Consider the following 17,439-nt stretch of genomic DNA (forward strand, 5'->3'; position numbering starts at 1 on the left):
ACAATGATTAAAAACATGAAATATTTATTTGCATTGAGTTTTTTGGTAACGCTCATTTCTTTTAATGCAAATGCACAAGTGAAAAAAGGAGATTTAGTAGATGGAATTTCTGCAGTGGTAGGAGGTGAAATTGTATTAGAATCAGATATTTTAGAACAACAAAATTACGCTGCTCAACAAGGTGCTGCACAAACCAATAAATGCGAATTTATGGAGCAGATTTTGAGTAATAAACTTTTAATTTATAAAGCTAAAAAAGATACTCTTATTCAAGACAGAACAGCTGCGATTAGAGCACAAGCTGGTGATAAATACAATCAGATTTTATCTCAGTTCCCGTCAGAAAGAGCTATGTTAGATGCTTATAAATTTCGTTCTTCATACGAAATGAAAAACGTTATTGAGAAAATGGATGTTGATAACTATTATGGTCAAGCTAAATATGCGCTGATTACAGATAAAGTAAATATCACGCCTAATGAAGTAACCGATTTTTATAACGCTTTCAAATACCAGTTGCCACAAGTAAAAGATGAGGTAGTGCTTTCTAAAATTGTAATGTTTCCTAAACTTACAGATGCACACAAGCAAGAAATCATCGATAAACTTAAAAAAATCAAACAAGATATCTTAAACGGAGAATCTTTTGAAAATAAAGCGAGAATCTATTCTGATGACCCAGGTTCAGCTGCAAATGGTGGTTTGTATACCAACATCGGAAGAGGTAAAATGGTGAAAATTTTCGAAGCTACAGCACTTAATCTTCAAGAAGGAGAAATTTCTGATCCTGTAGAATCTGAATTTGGTTTCCACATTATTCAATTGGTTAAAAAATCAGGTAAATTGTACGATGCAAGACACATATTACTAAAATCTGAAGCAAATGCTGAAGAAATAGCAGCTGCAAAAGCAGAAATGGAGCAAATTAGAAAAGATATCCTTGAAGGAAAAATTACTTTCAAAGATGCAGCCTACAAACATTCTGATGATAAAAACACTAAGTTTAATGCAGGCGTAATTCCAGCAGAAGACGGTTCAGACAGACAAGAAAAAATTAATCTTCCAGCAACTATTGCTTATCAAATTGCAGGGGTAAATAAAGGAGATTTAACAGAAGTTTTCATGGATGAACTCAATCAGAAAAAAGCCGTAGTATTAATGAAAGTGAATGACATTATTCCTGAACATTCTCTAGATATTGCTACAGATTTTGAAAGAATTAAAAGTTTTGCTCTAAACAAAAAGAAAAATGAAGTCTTAGAAAAATGGGTAAAAGAAAATCTAGCAGATACTTTTATCTCATTAGACAATCGTTACAAAGATTGCCAGTTTAAAACCGATTGGAACAAAGCAGCAATCGTAAAATAATTTTAAAAATTTTCAACTATAAAAATCCCGAAATTTTTCGGGATTTTTTATTTTAAATGGATTTAGATTTTAACAATAAAAATCGAAGATTTTTTTAAATGACCTCAGTTTCAAAGGCGTATAGAAATTTAAAATAAAATCCGTTAAAAATTCCTGCTGTTTGAGCTAGTTATTATGACGAGAGAGTTTCAGGAATTTTAGGATTTTATTTTTAATTTTAGCCGAAGAAAGTGAAGTCTTGATTTTGTGTTCTTTTCATCAAGGAAAAGAACACAATTAATTTTTAAAAATCTTATCTTTAAACAAAAAAATTCATGAACAGAATTACTCAACTTTTTAATATTAAATATCCCATCATTCAAGGAGGAATGATATGGCATTCTGGCTACAAATTGGCTGCTGCGGTTTCTAATGCTGGTGGATTGGGTTTAATTGGCGCAGGAAGCATGTATCCAGATGTTTTAAGAGAGCATATTCAGAAATGTAAAAAAGCTACGGATAAACCTTTTGGGGTAAATGTTCCGATGCTTTATCCTAATATTGAAGAGATTATTCAGATTATTCTTGAAGAAAAAGTTCCTATTGTTTTTACATCGGCTGGAAATCCGAAAACGTATACTGAAATTTTAAAAAAAGAAGGTAGAAAAGTTGCGCATGTAGTATCTTCTGTAAAATTTGCAAAAAAATGCCAAGAAGCAGGAGTAGATGCAGTTGTAGCAGAAGGATTTGAAGCAGGAGGGCATAACGGAAGAGAAGAAACCACTACACTTTCTCTGATTCCTAATGTTCGTAGAAATATAGAAATCCCATTGATTGCAGCAGGAGGAATTGCCGTAGGAAGCCAAATGAAAGCTGCGATGATTTTGGGAGCAGATGGTGTTCAAATCGGTTCTAGATTTGCAGCAACCGTAGAAGCAAGCGCTCATGAAAATTGGAAACAAAAAATTGTAGAAACTCAGGAAGGAGATACGCAATTGACTTTAAAAGAGTTGGCGCCAGTTCGTTTGGTAAAGAATAAATTTTTCTATGAACTGGAAGAAATCTACAAAGAAGGAAAAGATATTGAATGTTTACGGGAAAAACTCGGAAAGCGAAGAGCAAAAAGAGGAATGTTCGAAGGAGATTTAGAAGAAGGTGAGTTAGAAATTGGGCAATCTTCTGCTCTAATTGATGAAATTTTAACCGTAGAACAAGTTTTTCAAAAATTATTGAAAGAATTTGAGGAAGCAGATTATGCGAGATTTTAAAAATAAATAACCAGCGCTCCCAATTTGGGAGCGCTGATTGTACAAAAAAATATGAAAACTCTTATTAATTATTTTTATAATGCTCTAATGCAGCATGTAATTGCATAAAACCACCACCGTTATAGATGTTCTCTAAGCCGTTTTGAGCTAGAAATTGGCAAGCTTGTCCGCTTCTTCCTCCACTTCTACAGAAAATGATTTTTGGGCCTTTCATTTCCTTGATTTCGTCTAGTCTTAAAGGAACAGTTGCTAATGGTATATTTACAGCGCCTTCTATTGCACCGTCCATCTTTAATTCTTCTGGTTGTCTTACATCGATTAAGTGATATTCACCTGAATTTAAAATTTCTTCAAAAGTCATTTTTTATTTTTTTAATTATTATTAATTCATTTTTAAAGGGCAAAAATAGAAAAAAACTTAACTTCGCACTGTAATTTATGTTACAGACTATAAATCATACCAAAATAATTAAGCAAAAAGCCGAAAAATTCGGGTTTCAATCTTGTGGAATTTCTAAAGCAGAATTTCTAGAAGAGGATGCGCCGCATCTTGAAGCATGGCTTAATAAAGGCTATCACGGCGAAATGAAATACATGGAAAATCATTTCGACAAAAGGTTGAATCCTACACTTTTGGTAGATGGTGCAAAATCTGTTATTTCGCTTTCTTATAATTATTTCCCTAAAGTAAAAATAGATGAAATCAATAATTTCAAAATTTCAAAATATGCTTACGGAGAAGATTACCATGAAGTCATAAAAGATATTTTAAAAGAAATGGTGGCTGAACTTCAGGAAGAAATTGGTGAGTTTGGTTTCAGGGTTTTTGTAGATTCTGCTCCTATTCTAGAAAAAGCTTGGGCTAGAAAATCTGGTTTAGGTTGGGTAGGGAAAAATGCGAATCTTATTACCAAAAAGCATGGTTCTTTTTATTTTTTAGCAGAAATTATTTGTGATTTAGAGCTAGAGTATGATTTGGCTGTTACAGATCATTGTGGGAGTTGCAGAGCGTGTATAGATGCATGTCCTACTCAAGCTATTGTTTCGGATAGAATAGTAGATGGAAGCAAGTGTATATCTTATGCTACGATTGAGTTGAAAAACGAAATTCCAGATTATTTTAACGGAAAAATGGATGATTGGATTTTTGGCTGTGATGTTTGCCAAGATGTTTGCCCGTGGAACCGATTTTCTGCACCTACTTTGCAGGAAAAGTTTGCGCCTCATTTCCAAAAATTAAATTTCAGAAAAAGTGAATGGAAGGAGCTTACTCAAGAACTCTTTTCTGAAATTTTTAAAAAATCTGCTGTTAAAAGGACTAAGTTTTCTGGATTGATGCGTAATATTAACTTGTTGAATGATAATTCTTTGTAAGTTTTGTAAAATAAGAAATAATTTTTTACAAAGCTTTTTCGGAGCATTTACAATTTTAATTTTTGGTTTACCTTTATCTTCGAGAAAAAATTATCATGAAGAAATTCTTTAAAATTTTATTGAAAACCGTTGTTTCTATTGTTGGATTGGTGGCTTTGTATTTGTTGAGCGCTTATTTATTACCTTTTATAGAAGTTCCTGCGGAAAAAACTGATGAACCCAAAAATGTAGAAGCATATATTTTGACCAATGGAGTTCATACCGATTTGGTTTTTCCTGTAAAGTCAAAAGAAATAGACTGGAGTCAGAAATTCCCTTACGAAAATACGGTTGCCAAAGATTCTACTTTGAGATACATCGCTATTGGTTGGGGAGATAAAGGATTTTATCTGGATACGCCAACTTGGGCAGATTTAAAATTTTCTACGGCTTTCAAAGCGGCTTTTTGGTTGGGGAATAGTGCGATTCATGCTACTTTTTATAAGGAAATGAAAATAGGGGAAGATTGTAAGAAATTAGAGATGACTTCGACACAATATCAGAAATTGATAAAGTTTATTGATGATGCTATGGATAAAAATGCTGAAGGGAAATACATTAACATCAAAACGAAAGCAGTTTACGGCAAAAATGATTCCTTTTACGAGGCAAAAGGCAGTTATAGTTTCTTATTTACCTGCAATACTTGGACGAATGAAGGCTTGAAAATTTCGGGGCAAAAAGCAGCGTTTTGGACAGCTTCTGATAAAGGAATATTTAAACATTATCAGGAATAAATCCAAGATAGTAGAATAGCACACAAAAGAAAATTGATTTTTTGAAGAGAGTGTGTCTCAATCAAAAAATCAATTTTTATAATTTTTCTGAATTCTTTTTGGTGGAAATTTAATTCTTACTTTAGTTCTTTTAGATGGTGTTTGTTTTTTGTACATGATTCTTGTGATTTGTGTATTCTAAAATTAAGAAATAAATCATTTTCATGTACTTATGTTAAGAAAAATTAATATTTAATGCTTTACTTTAAGACTTACAGCTAAGTTCAAATCATCTTTTACGCTTACCATTCCACCAAATTTTTTAGGAGGAACTATATCAAATTCGCTAAAACGAAGTGTTTTGTTTCCTACCAAAGCTGAATCCTTTAAGATAAGATCTAAAGAGTATTTTTTTACTTTATTCATCATTTTTACTTGTACAAAAGCTTTGTAGCTATTGTGGTCTTTTTTGTCTAATGATAAGAAAGTAATATTAAGGAAAGGATATTTTTCTGCGTGTAAAATATCTCTGAAATCATGAGTCATGATTCTGTTTCTGCAATCAAAATCATTTACGATAAGATTGATAGAAGTTTCCGCAAATTTATTATCATTAGAATGATTTAATGATAAGGGAACTGCTTGGTGAAAACTATTGTTTACGCATTTAAAAGAGTTTACGTTTGTAGTGCCATTAATACTTACGTATGAGTTTTTTTCTTGTGCTGATAAGTTAAGAGATAATAACAAAACCGCTGTTTTAAGCACCGTATAGAGCGTTTTCATTTTTATAATTTTTAAGTTGTTTTTATACTATAAAATTACGAAAAAATATAGTTAAAAAATTTTGATTTTTATCATTAAAAAAGGGGCAATAGATGCCCCTTTCTTTCATTCTTCTATTTCGTTTTAGATTAGAATCCGATAGTAGCTTCGAAAACTACACCATTGAATTTACCTCCGTATAGTGCTGAAGTTGTACCCCAAGCAGCGCTTTTATCGTAAGTTTGGTTTACGTATTCTAATTTAGCCATAATGTTTTTAGTCATTAACCAACCACCAGCTAAGTTGAAACGATCGATTTTTCTTTCAGCAGCACCGTCATAATCTTTACCACTTACAGTGTTATATTTAGTACCTACATAGAATTGTTCTTTTCCACCGAATCTGTAAAGTAATTCAGCTGCGATTTGGTTGTATGCACCATCAGAACTTCTTTTAGTTGTAGCGTTTACTAATTTGTTACCAGAAGCGTGTTCATAAGTACCAAAGAATTCTAAACCTTGATATTTAATGAATGGGTTAATTTGGATAGCAGTCATTTCTTGGAAACCAGGGTTGAATCTACCAGTTGAAGGGTTAGAAGTTCCCATAGCATCAGCTGTAGTTAATAATACATAGTAGTATCTAGAACCACCTCTGTCATCACCATATAATTTACCGTTAGTGTTTAAACCATTAGTTTTTAAGATAGAACCTGATAATCTGAATCTTAAATCTTCGCTAATTTGTTTGTCATAAGCAAGTTTTGCGTAGATAGAAGGAGCGTTATCACTTGTTCCTTTTACAGCAGATTGGTTTAATTTACCGTTAGATAAACCTACCATACCCATGAATCCATTAGTGTAGTAGTAAACTTCACCAAAAGCTTGAGTGGTGAAAGAATCCATAATATTATTTTCTACGAATGGGTTGTTGATAGCTTCTGCGTTATCAGTTCTTCTGAAGTGAGAATCACCGTAGTTTAATTCATCCATACCAACTTTGATTCTTGTATTTTTCATAAGACCACTTAAGAATCCTTGAGAAATGAAATCTAAGTTATCAATTTGAATATAACCACCTTTTACCCAAGCTTCGTTATGGTGTCTTGCAGAAAGATAAGTTCTTAAGTGCATTTTAACACCTTTAGCTAAGTATGCATTGATATCTAAGTTAGCAGTAGGTAAGTTGAAATCAGAACCCATAGTTACAAGTGGAGCTGCAGTAGTTCCTTTTGTGCTATGATCTAGAGATTGGAATTGTAATGCGAAGTCACCACCAATGCTTACTTTTACTCCATTGTATTCAGGAGTTTCTGCTTTAGGGTCTTCGAATACGTTTCTTGTAGCTTTTTCAGGAGCTAGATAATCTCTCATGTCTGTTTCTTGTGCATAGAAAGCTGTGCTTGTTAATACAGTTGAAAGAACAGCGGTTTTAATCCATAAAGTTTTCATACTTTTTTTATTTAATTGTTATTCATATTTATTATTAGTTCGCTACGATATTTACATTAACTGTAACAGCGTCGCCAGTATTTACACCTAAGAATCCTGGAGTTTCCATGCCATATTCAGACATTTTTAAACTTTCAGACCCAGTAATTTTATAAGAATTACCATTTTTCTCTACATTTACTGTAATGCTTACATTTCTAGTAACTCCAGCAATACTTAATTTACCAGCTACGCTACTTTTTCCAACAGGTAATGAAGCGGCAGTGAAAGTAATATTAGGGTTTGCGTCAGCTTTTAAAGCTTTGTAAGCTTTATTGTCCATCATTTTACCTTTTTCACTTTTTAAGTTTTTGCTAGCCATTACAAATTTTACATTAGTAATTGCATTACCACTTACTGTACCAGTGAAAACAGCAGATGTAGAAGTCATAGTCCAATCATGCATTGGAGACGTTCCGTTTACTGCAACTTTGAAAGATTTTCCAGTAACGCTTTGTGCATAAAAAGCAGTTACTACTAAAAGTGAAAGTAAGATAAATACTCGATTAAATGTTTTTGCTAAATTTTTCATTATTTTTATTTTTTTAAAATTTTATTATGAATTGTTGAATTTTTCTTAGACAAAGATATATCTAAATTTTGAATAATTCCTAAAATTTTCTAAAATATTTATATGATATTTGTCAATCAGCTTGTATTCTTATGAAATTCATAATAATATTTGCTATAAAGATGATTATTGTCATGTGTTTTAATATTGAAAAATATTGAATTGGCACAGAAATCAAAGGACTTTTAAGGATTGTTTTGATTTTGACAATAAAATTTGAATTATTGCCAAAAAAAAAGAGAACTCTATTGAAGAGTTCTCTTTTTGTACCCAGTGCCGGAATCGAACCGGCACATCTTTCGATACTAGAGTTTGAGTCTAGCGCGTCTACCAATTCCGCCAACTGGGCATTAAAAATTGGTGGTGCAAATATAAAATAATTTTAATGTAAAAAAAGAAAATTTCAAGAAAATATTTTCTTAAAACTCTATTTCTAGCCCATCATACGCAGGATGGATATTCGCAGGTGTTATGGCTTCTATCTCATCATGGAAGCCAAATCTGTTGCTAATATGAGTAAGATATGTGGTTTTTGGTTGTAGTTTTTCAACCAATTCTAGAATTTCTGGTAATATATAATGTGCAACATGTGGATCATCTTTTCTTAAACAATTAATAATAAGAACGTCTAAATGTTTTAGTTTTTCTTGCTCTTCTTCTGAGATGAAGCTTGCATCTGTTATATAAGCGAGATTTTTGAACTTATAACCTAAAATCGGTAGTTTATAATGTATAACTTGTATAGGAATGATTTCTGTGTTTTCTATAATAAAAGGCTTATTTCCTATTTCTGTGATTTCAAAACTCGGAGCTCCTGGATATTTATCTTCTGTAAAAGCATATGGAAACCTATTTTGGATCTCTTTTCCTACTCTGGGTAAGCAGTAAATGGAAATATCTTTTCTTTTTTGGAAAATAATAGGGCGTAAATCATCTAACCCAATAACATGGTCATTGTGTTCATGGGTGATTAATAATGCGTCTACATTACTCTCTTGGTTGGATAGCATTTGTTGACGAAAATCTGGGCCACAATCAATGAGGATCTTTTTCCCATCATCATCAGTAATCATGACAGATGACCTTAGTCTTTTGTCTTTAGGATTAGTAGATAAACAAACAGGATGAGTAGAGCCAATCACCGGCATGCCCTGTGAAGTACCAGTTCCTAGAAATTTCAACTTCATTTTTGGGTTTTTGTGAGATTTTGGTAAATTTACGCAAAATTTTATTCATGTCTATAATTAAGCAATATCTTACTCCTAAACAAAAAGCTTTAGCAATCAATTTAGACCCTAATATATATGGTACTTTTGCAGAGATTGGAGCGGGGCAAGAGACTGTTCGTCATTTCTTTAGAGCTGGAGCAGCTTCTCAAACGATTGCAAAAGCAATGTCTGCTTATGATAAGGACTATAGTGATGCTATATATGGTAAAGAAGAAAAAAATAGATATGTAACTCAGAATAGACTGAAAAAAATGCTTCGTCATGAAGTGGGTCTTATTCAAGAGCGTTTAGATAATGAAGAAAATTCACATCGTAAATTTTTCTCTTTCGCGAATACAGTAACTACGATTAACTACCAAAAGACCTTTTTAGGACACGGTTGGGTAGGCATTATGTTTCAAGCGCAACCTGGTCAAGAGTACAGCGAAATTGTATTGCATGTGAAATTTAAAGAAAACGATGCTACGCTTCAGCAAGAGACCTTAGGAAATCTTGGGGTAAATCTAGTGTATGGAGCATTTCATCTGTATGATAATCCTAGAAGGTTAATCAAAAGTTTGTATGATGATATTTCGATTGATAAAATTGAAATTGACATGATTGATTTTCAAGGGCCTGCTTTTCCTTACGTAGATAATCGCTTGATGAGTCTTCAGCTGATTAAAAATTCTATGACGGAAGCAGTAATCTTCAATTCTGAAGGTAAAAACATGCTTCCAGCAGATTTATTGTACAAAAAAGATGTTTTTGCGGTAAGAGGAAGTTTTAGACCAGTAACTCTGGTTAATGTAGATATGTTCGAAAACGGTCTTAAAATGTTCCAAAAAGATACTGAGGGAAATCCCGAAGATACCGTTATTCTTTTCGAAATTACTGTTTCTAACCTCAAAGCCTCTGGGAATTTAGATGAAAGAGACTTTCTCGATAGAGTAGATGTTCTGGCGAAACTGGGTTATACTGTAATGATTTCTAATTTCTCAGAATATTATAAGTTGGTAGATTATTTCACTTCTTATAATGTAAGGTATACCGGAATTGCAATGGGCGTAAATAATTTATTGATGGTTTTTGATGAAGATTATTACAAACATCTTTCTGGTGGAATATTAGAAGCATTCGGTAAGTTCTTTAAAAAAGATGTAAGAGTATATCTGTATCCTTATAAAGATCCTAAAACACATGAACTGCTCACATCTGATAACTTAAAAGTAAATGATAATCTCAAAGAGTTATATAAATATTTTAAACATAATAGAAGAATTGTGGATATTAAAGATTATAATCCAGAGCATTCCGAAATTTATTCCAGAGAGATTTTGCAGAAAATTTCGAATAGCGAATCTGGCTGGGAAGAACAGCTGCCAGATGGTGTAGCAGAGATGATTAAAGAAAGAGGAATGTTCGGTTACAAAGAAGATATTACATTCGAGGAATATTAAAAATTTAAAAATTATGGAAATTAAAAAAAGACTTTCATCTATTATTGAAAGCCCAAGTCACAATACCAACGAAAAATTAGAGAAAATTTGTCATCTTCTAGACCAGGAGTTTGATTATTTTAATTGGACTGGTTTTTATTTTAGAAATGGCGATAAAGAAGAATTGGTTTTAGGGCCTTATGTTGGTGCGGCTACAGATCACACTGTAATTCCTTTTGGTAAAGGGATTTGTGGACAAGTTGCCGTTTCAAATGAAACTTTTGTAGTGCCAGATGTTTGGGAGCAAGATAATTATTTGGCTTGTTCGCTAGAAACCAAAGCAGAAATTGTAGTTCCTATTATTAAAGATGGTAAAAATATTGGTCAAATAGATATAGATTCTCACAAAAAAGACCCTTTTACAGAAGAAGATAGAGAACTGCTAGAATGGTTATGTGCAGAATTGGCAAAGATTTTATAAAATTCTATAAATAGAAAATTATTCAGAAGCAGGAGTAGTCATATTCCTGCTTCTTAGTTCAGTAATCATGTTTTTGATGACATTTGCGGTGCCTATTTTTATGGAATTTTCTGCACTGCCCAATAATCTGCCACTTCCTTTATAGGTGTCATAAGAGTTTTCTATTACCAATTCTCCATCATTATTATACATTTTCATGCTAATGATGACTTGATTAGAAAAAACATATTTTCCAAGACCTACTTTAAAATATTTCACCTTCGGAACAATGGCAATTTCTGCACCGTTATTTAGACAAGATTCTTTAATCATATTCACATCTACGCTGTCATATTTAATGTTAGCATTATTGATGTGCATGATTTTATAATTGCCATAATTGTTCAGTTCATCAGAGACAGCACTGTAAATAACATTATTAGTAGGCTCTTTTATTCCTTCGAAATCAGGATAAACCTCTGGGTCAAAATAGACAATTCTATCTACATGTTTTAGCTTAATAGAGTGGTTAAGCTTCACCAAGGAGCTTCCGAAATTTTTGCAACTTATGATGATAAGGCTTGCCGCTAAACCATAGAATAGAATTTTTTTCATATCAAAAAGATGTGGCAAATTTACGCAGAATTTCAGTAAGTTAATTATAGAATTTAAGAATTTGTTAACATTATTATAGAAATGTCTTTAGAATATGGGAATAAATTTTTCGGTTTAAAAATAAAGTTGTACTTTTGCACCTCGTTACATAATAATCATTAAATAATATTGGCATGTACTTAACATCTGAGAAAAAACAAGAAATCTTCGCTAAACACGGAGGAAACGCTGCAAACACTGGTTCTGCAGAAGGACAAATCGCTTTATTCACATTCAGAATTAACCATTTGTCTGGTCACTTAAAGAAAAACCACAAAGATTATGCTACTGAGAAATCTCTAGTAAAATTAGTAGGTAAAAGAAAAAGATTGTTAGATTATCTTAAGAAAACTGAAATTTCTCGTTATAGAGCAATTATTGCTGAATTAGGAATCAGAAAATAATCAGATACAAGAAAATTTAAGAAGCAACTCAATTTTGAGTTGCTTTTTTGTTATAACTTTTTTAAATTCCGTATCTTTGCCATCGAAAATTTAAAAAGTTTAAATATTAACGCAATCAATACGGATTGCACAAGACAGTAAATTTTATGAATGCTCCAGAAGCAATTATTGAAAAATTTCAATTAAAAGACGGGAGAGAAGTCTCCATTGAAACAGGAAGATTAGCAAAACAAGCTAATGGTTCTGTAGTAGTAAAATGTGGTGGAACAATGCTTTTAGCAACAGTTGTAGCCAACAAAGACGCAAATCCAGGGGTAGATTTCTTACCTCTTACAGTAGATTACAGAGAAAAGTTCTACGCAGGTGGTAAAATCCCAGGAAATTTCTTTAGAAGAGAAACTAAACCTTCTGATGATGAGGTTCTTACCATGAGATTAGTAGACAGAGTACTTCGTCCACTTTTCCCAGAAGATTTCCACGCAGAAGTTCAGGTAATGATTTCCCTAATTTCTTACGACAAAGAAGTAATGCCAGAAGCTTTAGCTGGTTTAGCCGCTTCTGCTGCAATTGCGATTACAGATATTCCTTTTAATGGGCCAATGTCTGAAGTAAGAGTAGTAAGAATTGATGGTCAACTTTCTATCAACCCAAGTATCGAAAATCTTAAAAAAGCAGATTTAGATATTATGGTAGGTGCTACCAAAGATTCTATCGTAATGGTAGAAGGTGAAATGAAAGAAATTTCTGAAGCAGAAATGCTAGAAGCGATTAAATACGCTCACGAAGAAATTAAAGTTCAAATCGAAGCACAAGAAAGATTAGCAGCGAGAATTCCTGCATCTCAAACCAAAAGAGAATACTGCCACGAAACGCACAACGAAGAAATTCGTGAGAAAGTTTGGGCAGAATGTTATGATAAAGTTTACAACGTAGCAAAAACTCCTTCTGCAAAAGAAGAAAGACACGAAAAATTTGCTGCTGTTTTAGAAGAATTTCTTTCTCAATATTCAGAAGAAGAAAGAGCAGACGTAGAACCATTTGCTAAAATTTACTACCATGATGTAGAAAAAGAAGCAATGAGACAAATGATTCTAAACGAAGGAATCAGATTAGATGGTAGAGATCCTAAAACAATTCGTCCGATTTGGTCAGAAATCGATTATTTACCAGGAGCTCACGGTTCTGCAATCTTTACCAGAGGTGAAACGCAATCTCTTACAGCGGTAACTTTAGGTTCTGTAAAAGATGCGAACATGGTAGATTCTGTTGCCATCAATTATGACGAAAAATTCTTCTTACATTATAATTTCCCACCATTCTCAACGGGTGAAGCAAGACCTCTAAGAGGAACTTCAAGAAGAGAAGTTGGTCACGGAAACTTAGCTCAAAGAGCTTTAGCAGGAATGATTCCTCACGAAAATCCATATACCATCAGAGTAGTTTCAGATATTTTAGAATCTAACGGTTCTTCTTCTATGGCTACTGTTTGTGCAGGAACTCTTGCATTAATGGATGCTGGTGTACAAATTACAAAACCAGTTTCTGGTATTGCAATGGGATTAATTACTGATCCTAAATCTGGTAAATTCACTGTACTTTCTGATATTTTAGGAGACGAAGATCACTTGGGTGATATGGACTTCAAAGTAACAGGTTCTGCAGACGGAATTACCGCTTGTCAAATGGATATCAAAATCCAAGGTTTAACAATGGATATCATGGAAACTGCATTAAACCAAGCAAGAGAAGGTAGATTACATATTTTAGGAGAAATCCTTAAAACCATCGATAAGCCAAGAGCAGATGTGAAACCTCACGCTCCGAAAATGGAAATTTTAGAAATTTCTAAAGATTTCATCGGTGCTGTAATTGGACCTGGTGGTAAAATTATCCAACAGCTTCAGAAAGATACAGATACTGTAATCTCTATTGAAGAAATGGGAGAGATTGGTAGAATTGAAATCTCTGGAACTGACCGTGAGAAAATCAATGCTGCTATTGCTAGAATTAACGAAATTACTTTCGTGCCAGTTGTAGGAACAGTGTATAAAGGTAAAGTAGTAAAAGTAATGGATTTCGGTGCTTTCGTAGCGATTGCTAAAGGAACCGAAGGTTTACTACACATCTCAGAGATCGAATGGAAGAGATTAGATAAAGTTCCTTATGCTGAAGGTGATGAAGTAGAAGTGAAATTTATGGGGTATGATGATCGTAAAAAAATGAGACTTTCTAGAAAAGTACTTTTACCAAGACCACCAAGACCAGAACAAAAGCCTAGAACTGAAGGAGACGCTCCAAAACCACAAGGAGAACAACCAACAGAACAAGCATAAAACAAAAACTCCACTCAATTTGAGTGGAGTTTTTTATTACGTTTCTTTCACGCTGTAATATTCCAAAAGTCTATTCAGAATTTTTTTAAATTGTAGTTTAATAGCCTTCATATTTTTACTTTTAGATTTTCAAAAATAGGGGTCTCCTTTTTGCGATTCAATTACACTTTTGTATAATTTTTTGATGAATTTTTTAGAAAAAATTAAAAATGTTTTTCGGAGTGTATTCATAGATTGTTATTTTTCTTTAGATAGTATTGATATTATTTAGTTAAATCTATCAAAACATAAAAAATATTCTCATTTTTTAGTGGCTGATAAATCTCAACTGTAAAATTTTTATGGTTTAGTCAAATTCTTGTATTTTTGAGAATAAACAAATTAAAATATTATGAGCTTTCCTACAGACTTAGAAATAGCGCAATCAGCAGATATTAAACATATTAGAGAAATTGCAGACAAAATCGGCATAGACCGAGAAGATTTAGAGTATTACGGGAAATACAAGGCAAAAATCCCTTTGAAATACATCAACGAAGAGAATATAAAAAAGTCTAAATTGATTTTAGTTTCGGCTATTAATCCCACTCCAGCTGGCGAAGGTAAAACCACCGTTTCTGTAGGTTTGTGTGATGGCTTGAATAAAATCGGTAAAAAAGCGATCGCTGTTTTACGTGAGCCAAGTTTAGGCCCAGTTTTCGGGATAAAAGGAGGAGCTGCAGGTGGTGGTTACGCACAAGTAATTCCTATGGTAGACATTAATCTGCATTTTACAGGAGATTTTTCGGCGGTAGAAAAAGCCAATAATTTACTTTCTGCATTGATTGATAATAATCTTCAAGATAAAAAAAGAAGCCTAAATATAGACCCTAGAACCATAGTTTGGAAACGTGTAATGGATATGAACGACCGAAGTCTTCGTCATATAGTAGTAGGTTTAGGCGGTTCTAATAACGGAATTACGCGTGAAGAAGGTTTCAATATTACACCAGCATCAGAAGTGATGGCGATTCTTTGTCTTTCTAAAGATTTCGAGGATCTAAAAAACAGATTAGGAAATATTTTTGTAGGCTATACTTTTGACAAAAAACCAATTTACGCCAGAGATTTAAATGCTCAAGGAGCGATGGCGATTTTATTAAAAGATGCCATTCGTCCGAATTTAGTTCAAACTTTAGAAGGCAATCCTGCGATTCTTCATGGCGGACCTTTTGCGAATATTGCGCAAGGAACTAACACGATTATCGCAACTAAAATGGGACTTTCTTTAGCAGATTTTGTTGTAACAGAAGCAGGTTTCGGAGCAGATTTAGGAGCAGAAAAATTCATGCATATCAAAGGATATTATGGGAATTTAAAACCGGATGCTTATGTTTTGGTGGCTACTATTAGAGCTTTAAGATATCACGGTGGTGCTAAAAAAGGCGAATACGAAAAACCGAATCTCGCAGCAGTAGAAAAAGGCATTGAAAACCTTAAAAAACATATCGAAAACGGCTTTAAATGGCAATTAAAACCAATTGTGGCGATTAATCATTTTGCAACAGATTCAGAAGAAGAAATTAATTTTGTAAAAGCAGAATGCGAAAAACTAGGGGTAAAAGCTATTTTGGCAGATGAATTTACGATGGGTGGAGAAGGCATGAAAGCACTTGCAGAAGAAGTGGCGAGCTGTGCTTTTAATTGTGGTAATAATTTTAAACCTTTATATAATGTAGAAGATTCTGTGGAACACAAAATCGAAACAATTGCCAAAGAAGTTTATGGGGCAGACAACGCTGTATTTTCTCAGAAAGCTAAAAATCAATTAAAATCAATTTATGAACTTGGACTGGATAAGTTACCGATTTGTATGGCAAAAACTCAAAAATCTTTAACTGATGATGAGAAAAAAATCGGAAGACCAACTGGTTTCAAAGTAACCGTTCGTGAATTTGAATTTGCAGCAGGAGCAGGATTCATTATTCCAATTTTGGGGGATATGATGAGAATGCCTGGTTTACCAAGCATTCCAGCAGCAGAAGGAATGAATATAGACAAAGATGGCGTAATTACTGGCTTAAGCTAATCTTTAGACCATATAAAATAGCAAACCGACTTTTTGTAAAGTCGGTTTTTTTGTGAAATTCTATAAACATTTATTGGAATTCTGTAAAATAATTTTCATGGATTTGTAGAATCTTTGTGTCAGTAAAATAACCTAGCACGAAAAATAAGAACTCAATTATGAAAAATGTTAAATCAAAAATATTCACAGCAATATTAGCTTATGTAGCTCCTATCGCAATTAATTATATAGTGAATAGATTTTTGAACAAGAAATCTAAACCGCAAGTAAAATCTACGCTATAACACTATAGTTTCAACATAAATCAGTTTTCTCAATTATTTAATTTTTTAGCTCTCGAGATGTTATTTTAACTTTCGGGAGCTTTTTAATGATAAAACTCAGATGATTATTTTTTGAATATTTCAGATAAAAACGATAACTTTATGAAATGAAAGATAATAACTTATAAAATGTAGATGGCTTTTTTTAAAGTCTCAATTTTATAACTATTTTCATAATTTTTAAGTTTTTATGTTAGACTTCGCTTGAGCCATTCAAGCGAAGTTTTTTTTTCAAATAGAAAGCATCAAAATCAGAAATTGAAATTTCTTAACATACATCAATGACTTTGCATCATAATTAAGACTACTTTTGTCTCATTAAAAAAATAAAAAGATTATGATTAAAAAAATTGCACTAGCATTAGTATTAGTTTCTGGGTTAGCTTTCGGACAAGCTAAAAAAGTAGTTTCTTCTGACGTTCACTGGTGGGGGTATAAGTTAGCTAAAACTGAAGCTTCTTCTCACGATGGAACAGTAAACGTGAAAAACGGAACAGTAGTAGTTAAAAACAACAGTTTAGTAGGAGGTACTTTCGTATTAGATATGACTTCTATTAACGCTACTGACTTACAAGGTGAGTATCAACAAAAATTAAACGGTCACCTTAAGACTGGTGATTTCTTCGAAGTTGATAAATATCCTACTGCTACTTTCAAAATTACTTCTGTAAAAAAAGGAGCTAATGGTAAAAGCGTAGTTACAGGAAACCTTACTGCTAAAGGTAAAACTAATGTAGTTTCTTTCCCAGCTAAAATTTCAGTTAAAAGCGGTGTAGTAACTTTAGAATCTGATAAATTTACTATCGATAGACAGAAATGGGACATAGCTTATAAATCTACTATGCAAGATGTAGTAGTAAAAGACGATATAGATTTGGTTGTTAAATTAACAGCGAAATAGTTTTTTTCAATTGTGTTTTTAGAGAATCCTAAAGAAAATTTCTTTAGGATTTTTTGTTTTTAATCTGTAAATTTATACA

16 protein-coding genes and 1 tRNA gene are annotated in these 17,439 nt (G+C 32.7%); 10 read left to right on the forward strand and 7 right to left on the reverse strand.

The features are described 5' to 3' along the window. The first annotated feature begins 15 nt into the window (after positions 1-15). Positions 16-1,368, forward strand: coding sequence for a peptidylprolyl isomerase (locus tag N7277_RS06270; protein WP_274778732.1), 1,353 nt, complete (start codon positions 16-18; stop codon positions 1,366-1,368). 314 nt (positions 1,369-1,682) lie between these two features. After that, on the forward strand, positions 1,683-2,615 hold the full coding sequence (locus tag N7277_RS06275; RefSeq protein WP_274778733.1) for an NAD(P)H-dependent flavin oxidoreductase: 933 nt from the start codon (positions 1,683-1,685) through the stop codon (positions 2,613-2,615). 64 nt (positions 2,616-2,679) lie between these two features. Here N7277_RS06275 and N7277_RS06280 read toward each other — a convergent pair whose 3' ends face one another. After that, positions 2,680-2,976, reverse strand: coding sequence for a rhodanese-like domain-containing protein (locus tag N7277_RS06280; protein WP_274778734.1), 297 nt, complete (start codon positions 2,974-2,976; stop codon positions 2,680-2,682). A gap of 77 nt (positions 2,977-3,053) precedes the next feature. On the opposite strand from N7277_RS06280, the gene queG reads away from it, so the two are divergent. Together queG and N7277_RS06290 are read left to right on the forward strand one after the other, a co-directional pair. Continuing rightward, positions 3,054-3,989: a tRNA epoxyqueuosine(34) reductase QueG gene (gene queG / locus N7277_RS06285; RefSeq protein ID WP_274778735.1), complete on the forward strand. Its 936-nt coding sequence runs from the start codon at positions 3,054-3,056 to the stop codon at positions 3,987-3,989. A 95-nt stretch (positions 3,990-4,084) separates the two neighbouring features. Further along, entirely contained in the window at positions 4,085-4,765 is a 681-nt protein-coding gene (locus N7277_RS06290; protein ID WP_274778736.1) for a TIGR02117 family protein, read from the forward strand. Positions 4,766-4,996: 231 nt separating this feature from the next. Here the strand turns inward: N7277_RS06290 and N7277_RS06295 are convergent, their stop codons facing one another. The 5 genes from N7277_RS06295 to N7277_RS06315 form a co-directional block, all read right to left on the reverse strand. Further along, a complete protein-coding gene (locus N7277_RS06295) occupies positions 4,997-5,530 on the reverse strand; it encodes a hypothetical protein (protein WP_274778737.1) in 534 nt (177 codons plus the stop codon). Positions 5,531-5,658: 128 nt separating this feature from the next. Further along, positions 5,659-6,960, reverse strand: coding sequence for a hypothetical protein (locus N7277_RS06300; protein ID WP_274778738.1), 1,302 nt, complete (start codon positions 6,958-6,960; stop codon positions 5,659-5,661). Between the two features lie 34 nt (positions 6,961-6,994). Next, entirely contained in the window at positions 6,995-7,531 is a 537-nt protein-coding gene (locus N7277_RS06305) for a YceI family protein (RefSeq protein WP_274778739.1), read from the reverse strand. Positions 7,532-7,837: 306 nt separating this feature from the next. Beyond that, positions 7,838-7,919 (reverse strand) — tRNA-Leu (locus N7277_RS06310). Between the two features lie 70 nt (positions 7,920-7,989). Beyond that, a complete protein-coding gene (locus N7277_RS06315) occupies positions 7,990-8,757 on the reverse strand; it encodes an MBL fold metallo-hydrolase (RefSeq protein ID WP_274778740.1) in 768 nt (255 codons plus the stop codon). Positions 8,758-8,804: 47 nt separating this feature from the next. On the opposite strand from N7277_RS06315, the gene N7277_RS06320 reads away from it, so the two are divergent. Beyond that, positions 8,805-10,238: a TonB-dependent receptor gene (locus tag N7277_RS06320; RefSeq protein ID WP_274778741.1), complete on the forward strand. Its 1,434-nt coding sequence runs from the start codon at positions 8,805-8,807 to the stop codon at positions 10,236-10,238. A 13-nt stretch (positions 10,239-10,251) separates the two neighbouring features. Then, positions 10,252-10,698, forward strand: coding sequence for a GAF domain-containing protein (locus tag N7277_RS06325; RefSeq protein ID WP_446715099.1), 447 nt, complete (start codon positions 10,252-10,254; stop codon positions 10,696-10,698). A gap of 18 nt (positions 10,699-10,716) precedes the next feature. On the opposite strand, the gene N7277_RS06330 is transcribed toward N7277_RS06325, so the two are convergent. Beyond that, positions 10,717-11,292, reverse strand: coding sequence for a pyruvate decarboxylase (locus N7277_RS06330; protein ID WP_274778742.1), 576 nt, complete (start codon positions 11,290-11,292; stop codon positions 10,717-10,719). A gap of 173 nt (positions 11,293-11,465) precedes the next feature. Here N7277_RS06330 and rpsO point away from each other — a divergent pair, with 173 nt between their 5' ends. The 4 genes from rpsO (at position 11,466) to N7277_RS06350 (ending at position 17,360) form a co-directional block, all read left to right on the forward strand. After that, entirely contained in the window at positions 11,466-11,735 is a 270-nt protein-coding gene (gene rpsO / locus N7277_RS06335; protein ID WP_274778743.1) for a 30S ribosomal protein S15, read from the forward strand. A gap of 146 nt (positions 11,736-11,881) precedes the next feature. Beyond that, positions 11,882-14,068 carry a polyribonucleotide nucleotidyltransferase gene (locus N7277_RS06340; RefSeq protein ID WP_274780811.1) on the forward strand — a complete coding sequence of 729 codons (2,187 nt, stop codon included), beginning with the start codon at positions 11,882-11,884 and terminating at the stop codon, positions 14,066-14,068. Between the two features lie 391 nt (positions 14,069-14,459). Further along, the gene (locus tag N7277_RS06345; RefSeq protein ID WP_274778744.1) at positions 14,460-16,136 is read left to right on the forward strand and encodes a formate--tetrahydrofolate ligase; all 1,677 of its coding nucleotides are present in this window, start codon (positions 14,460-14,462) and stop codon (positions 16,134-16,136) included. Positions 16,137-16,799: 663 nt separating this feature from the next. Then, the gene (locus N7277_RS06350) at positions 16,800-17,360 is read left to right on the forward strand and encodes a YceI family protein (protein ID WP_274780812.1); all 561 of its coding nucleotides are present in this window, start codon (positions 16,800-16,802) and stop codon (positions 17,358-17,360) included. Positions 17,361-17,439: the final 79 nt, after the last annotated feature.

The sequence above is a fragment of the Cloacibacterium sp. TD35 genome (assembly GCF_028864635.1).
Taxonomy (GTDB): Bacteria; Bacteroidota; Bacteroidia; order Flavobacteriales; family Weeksellaceae; genus Cloacibacterium.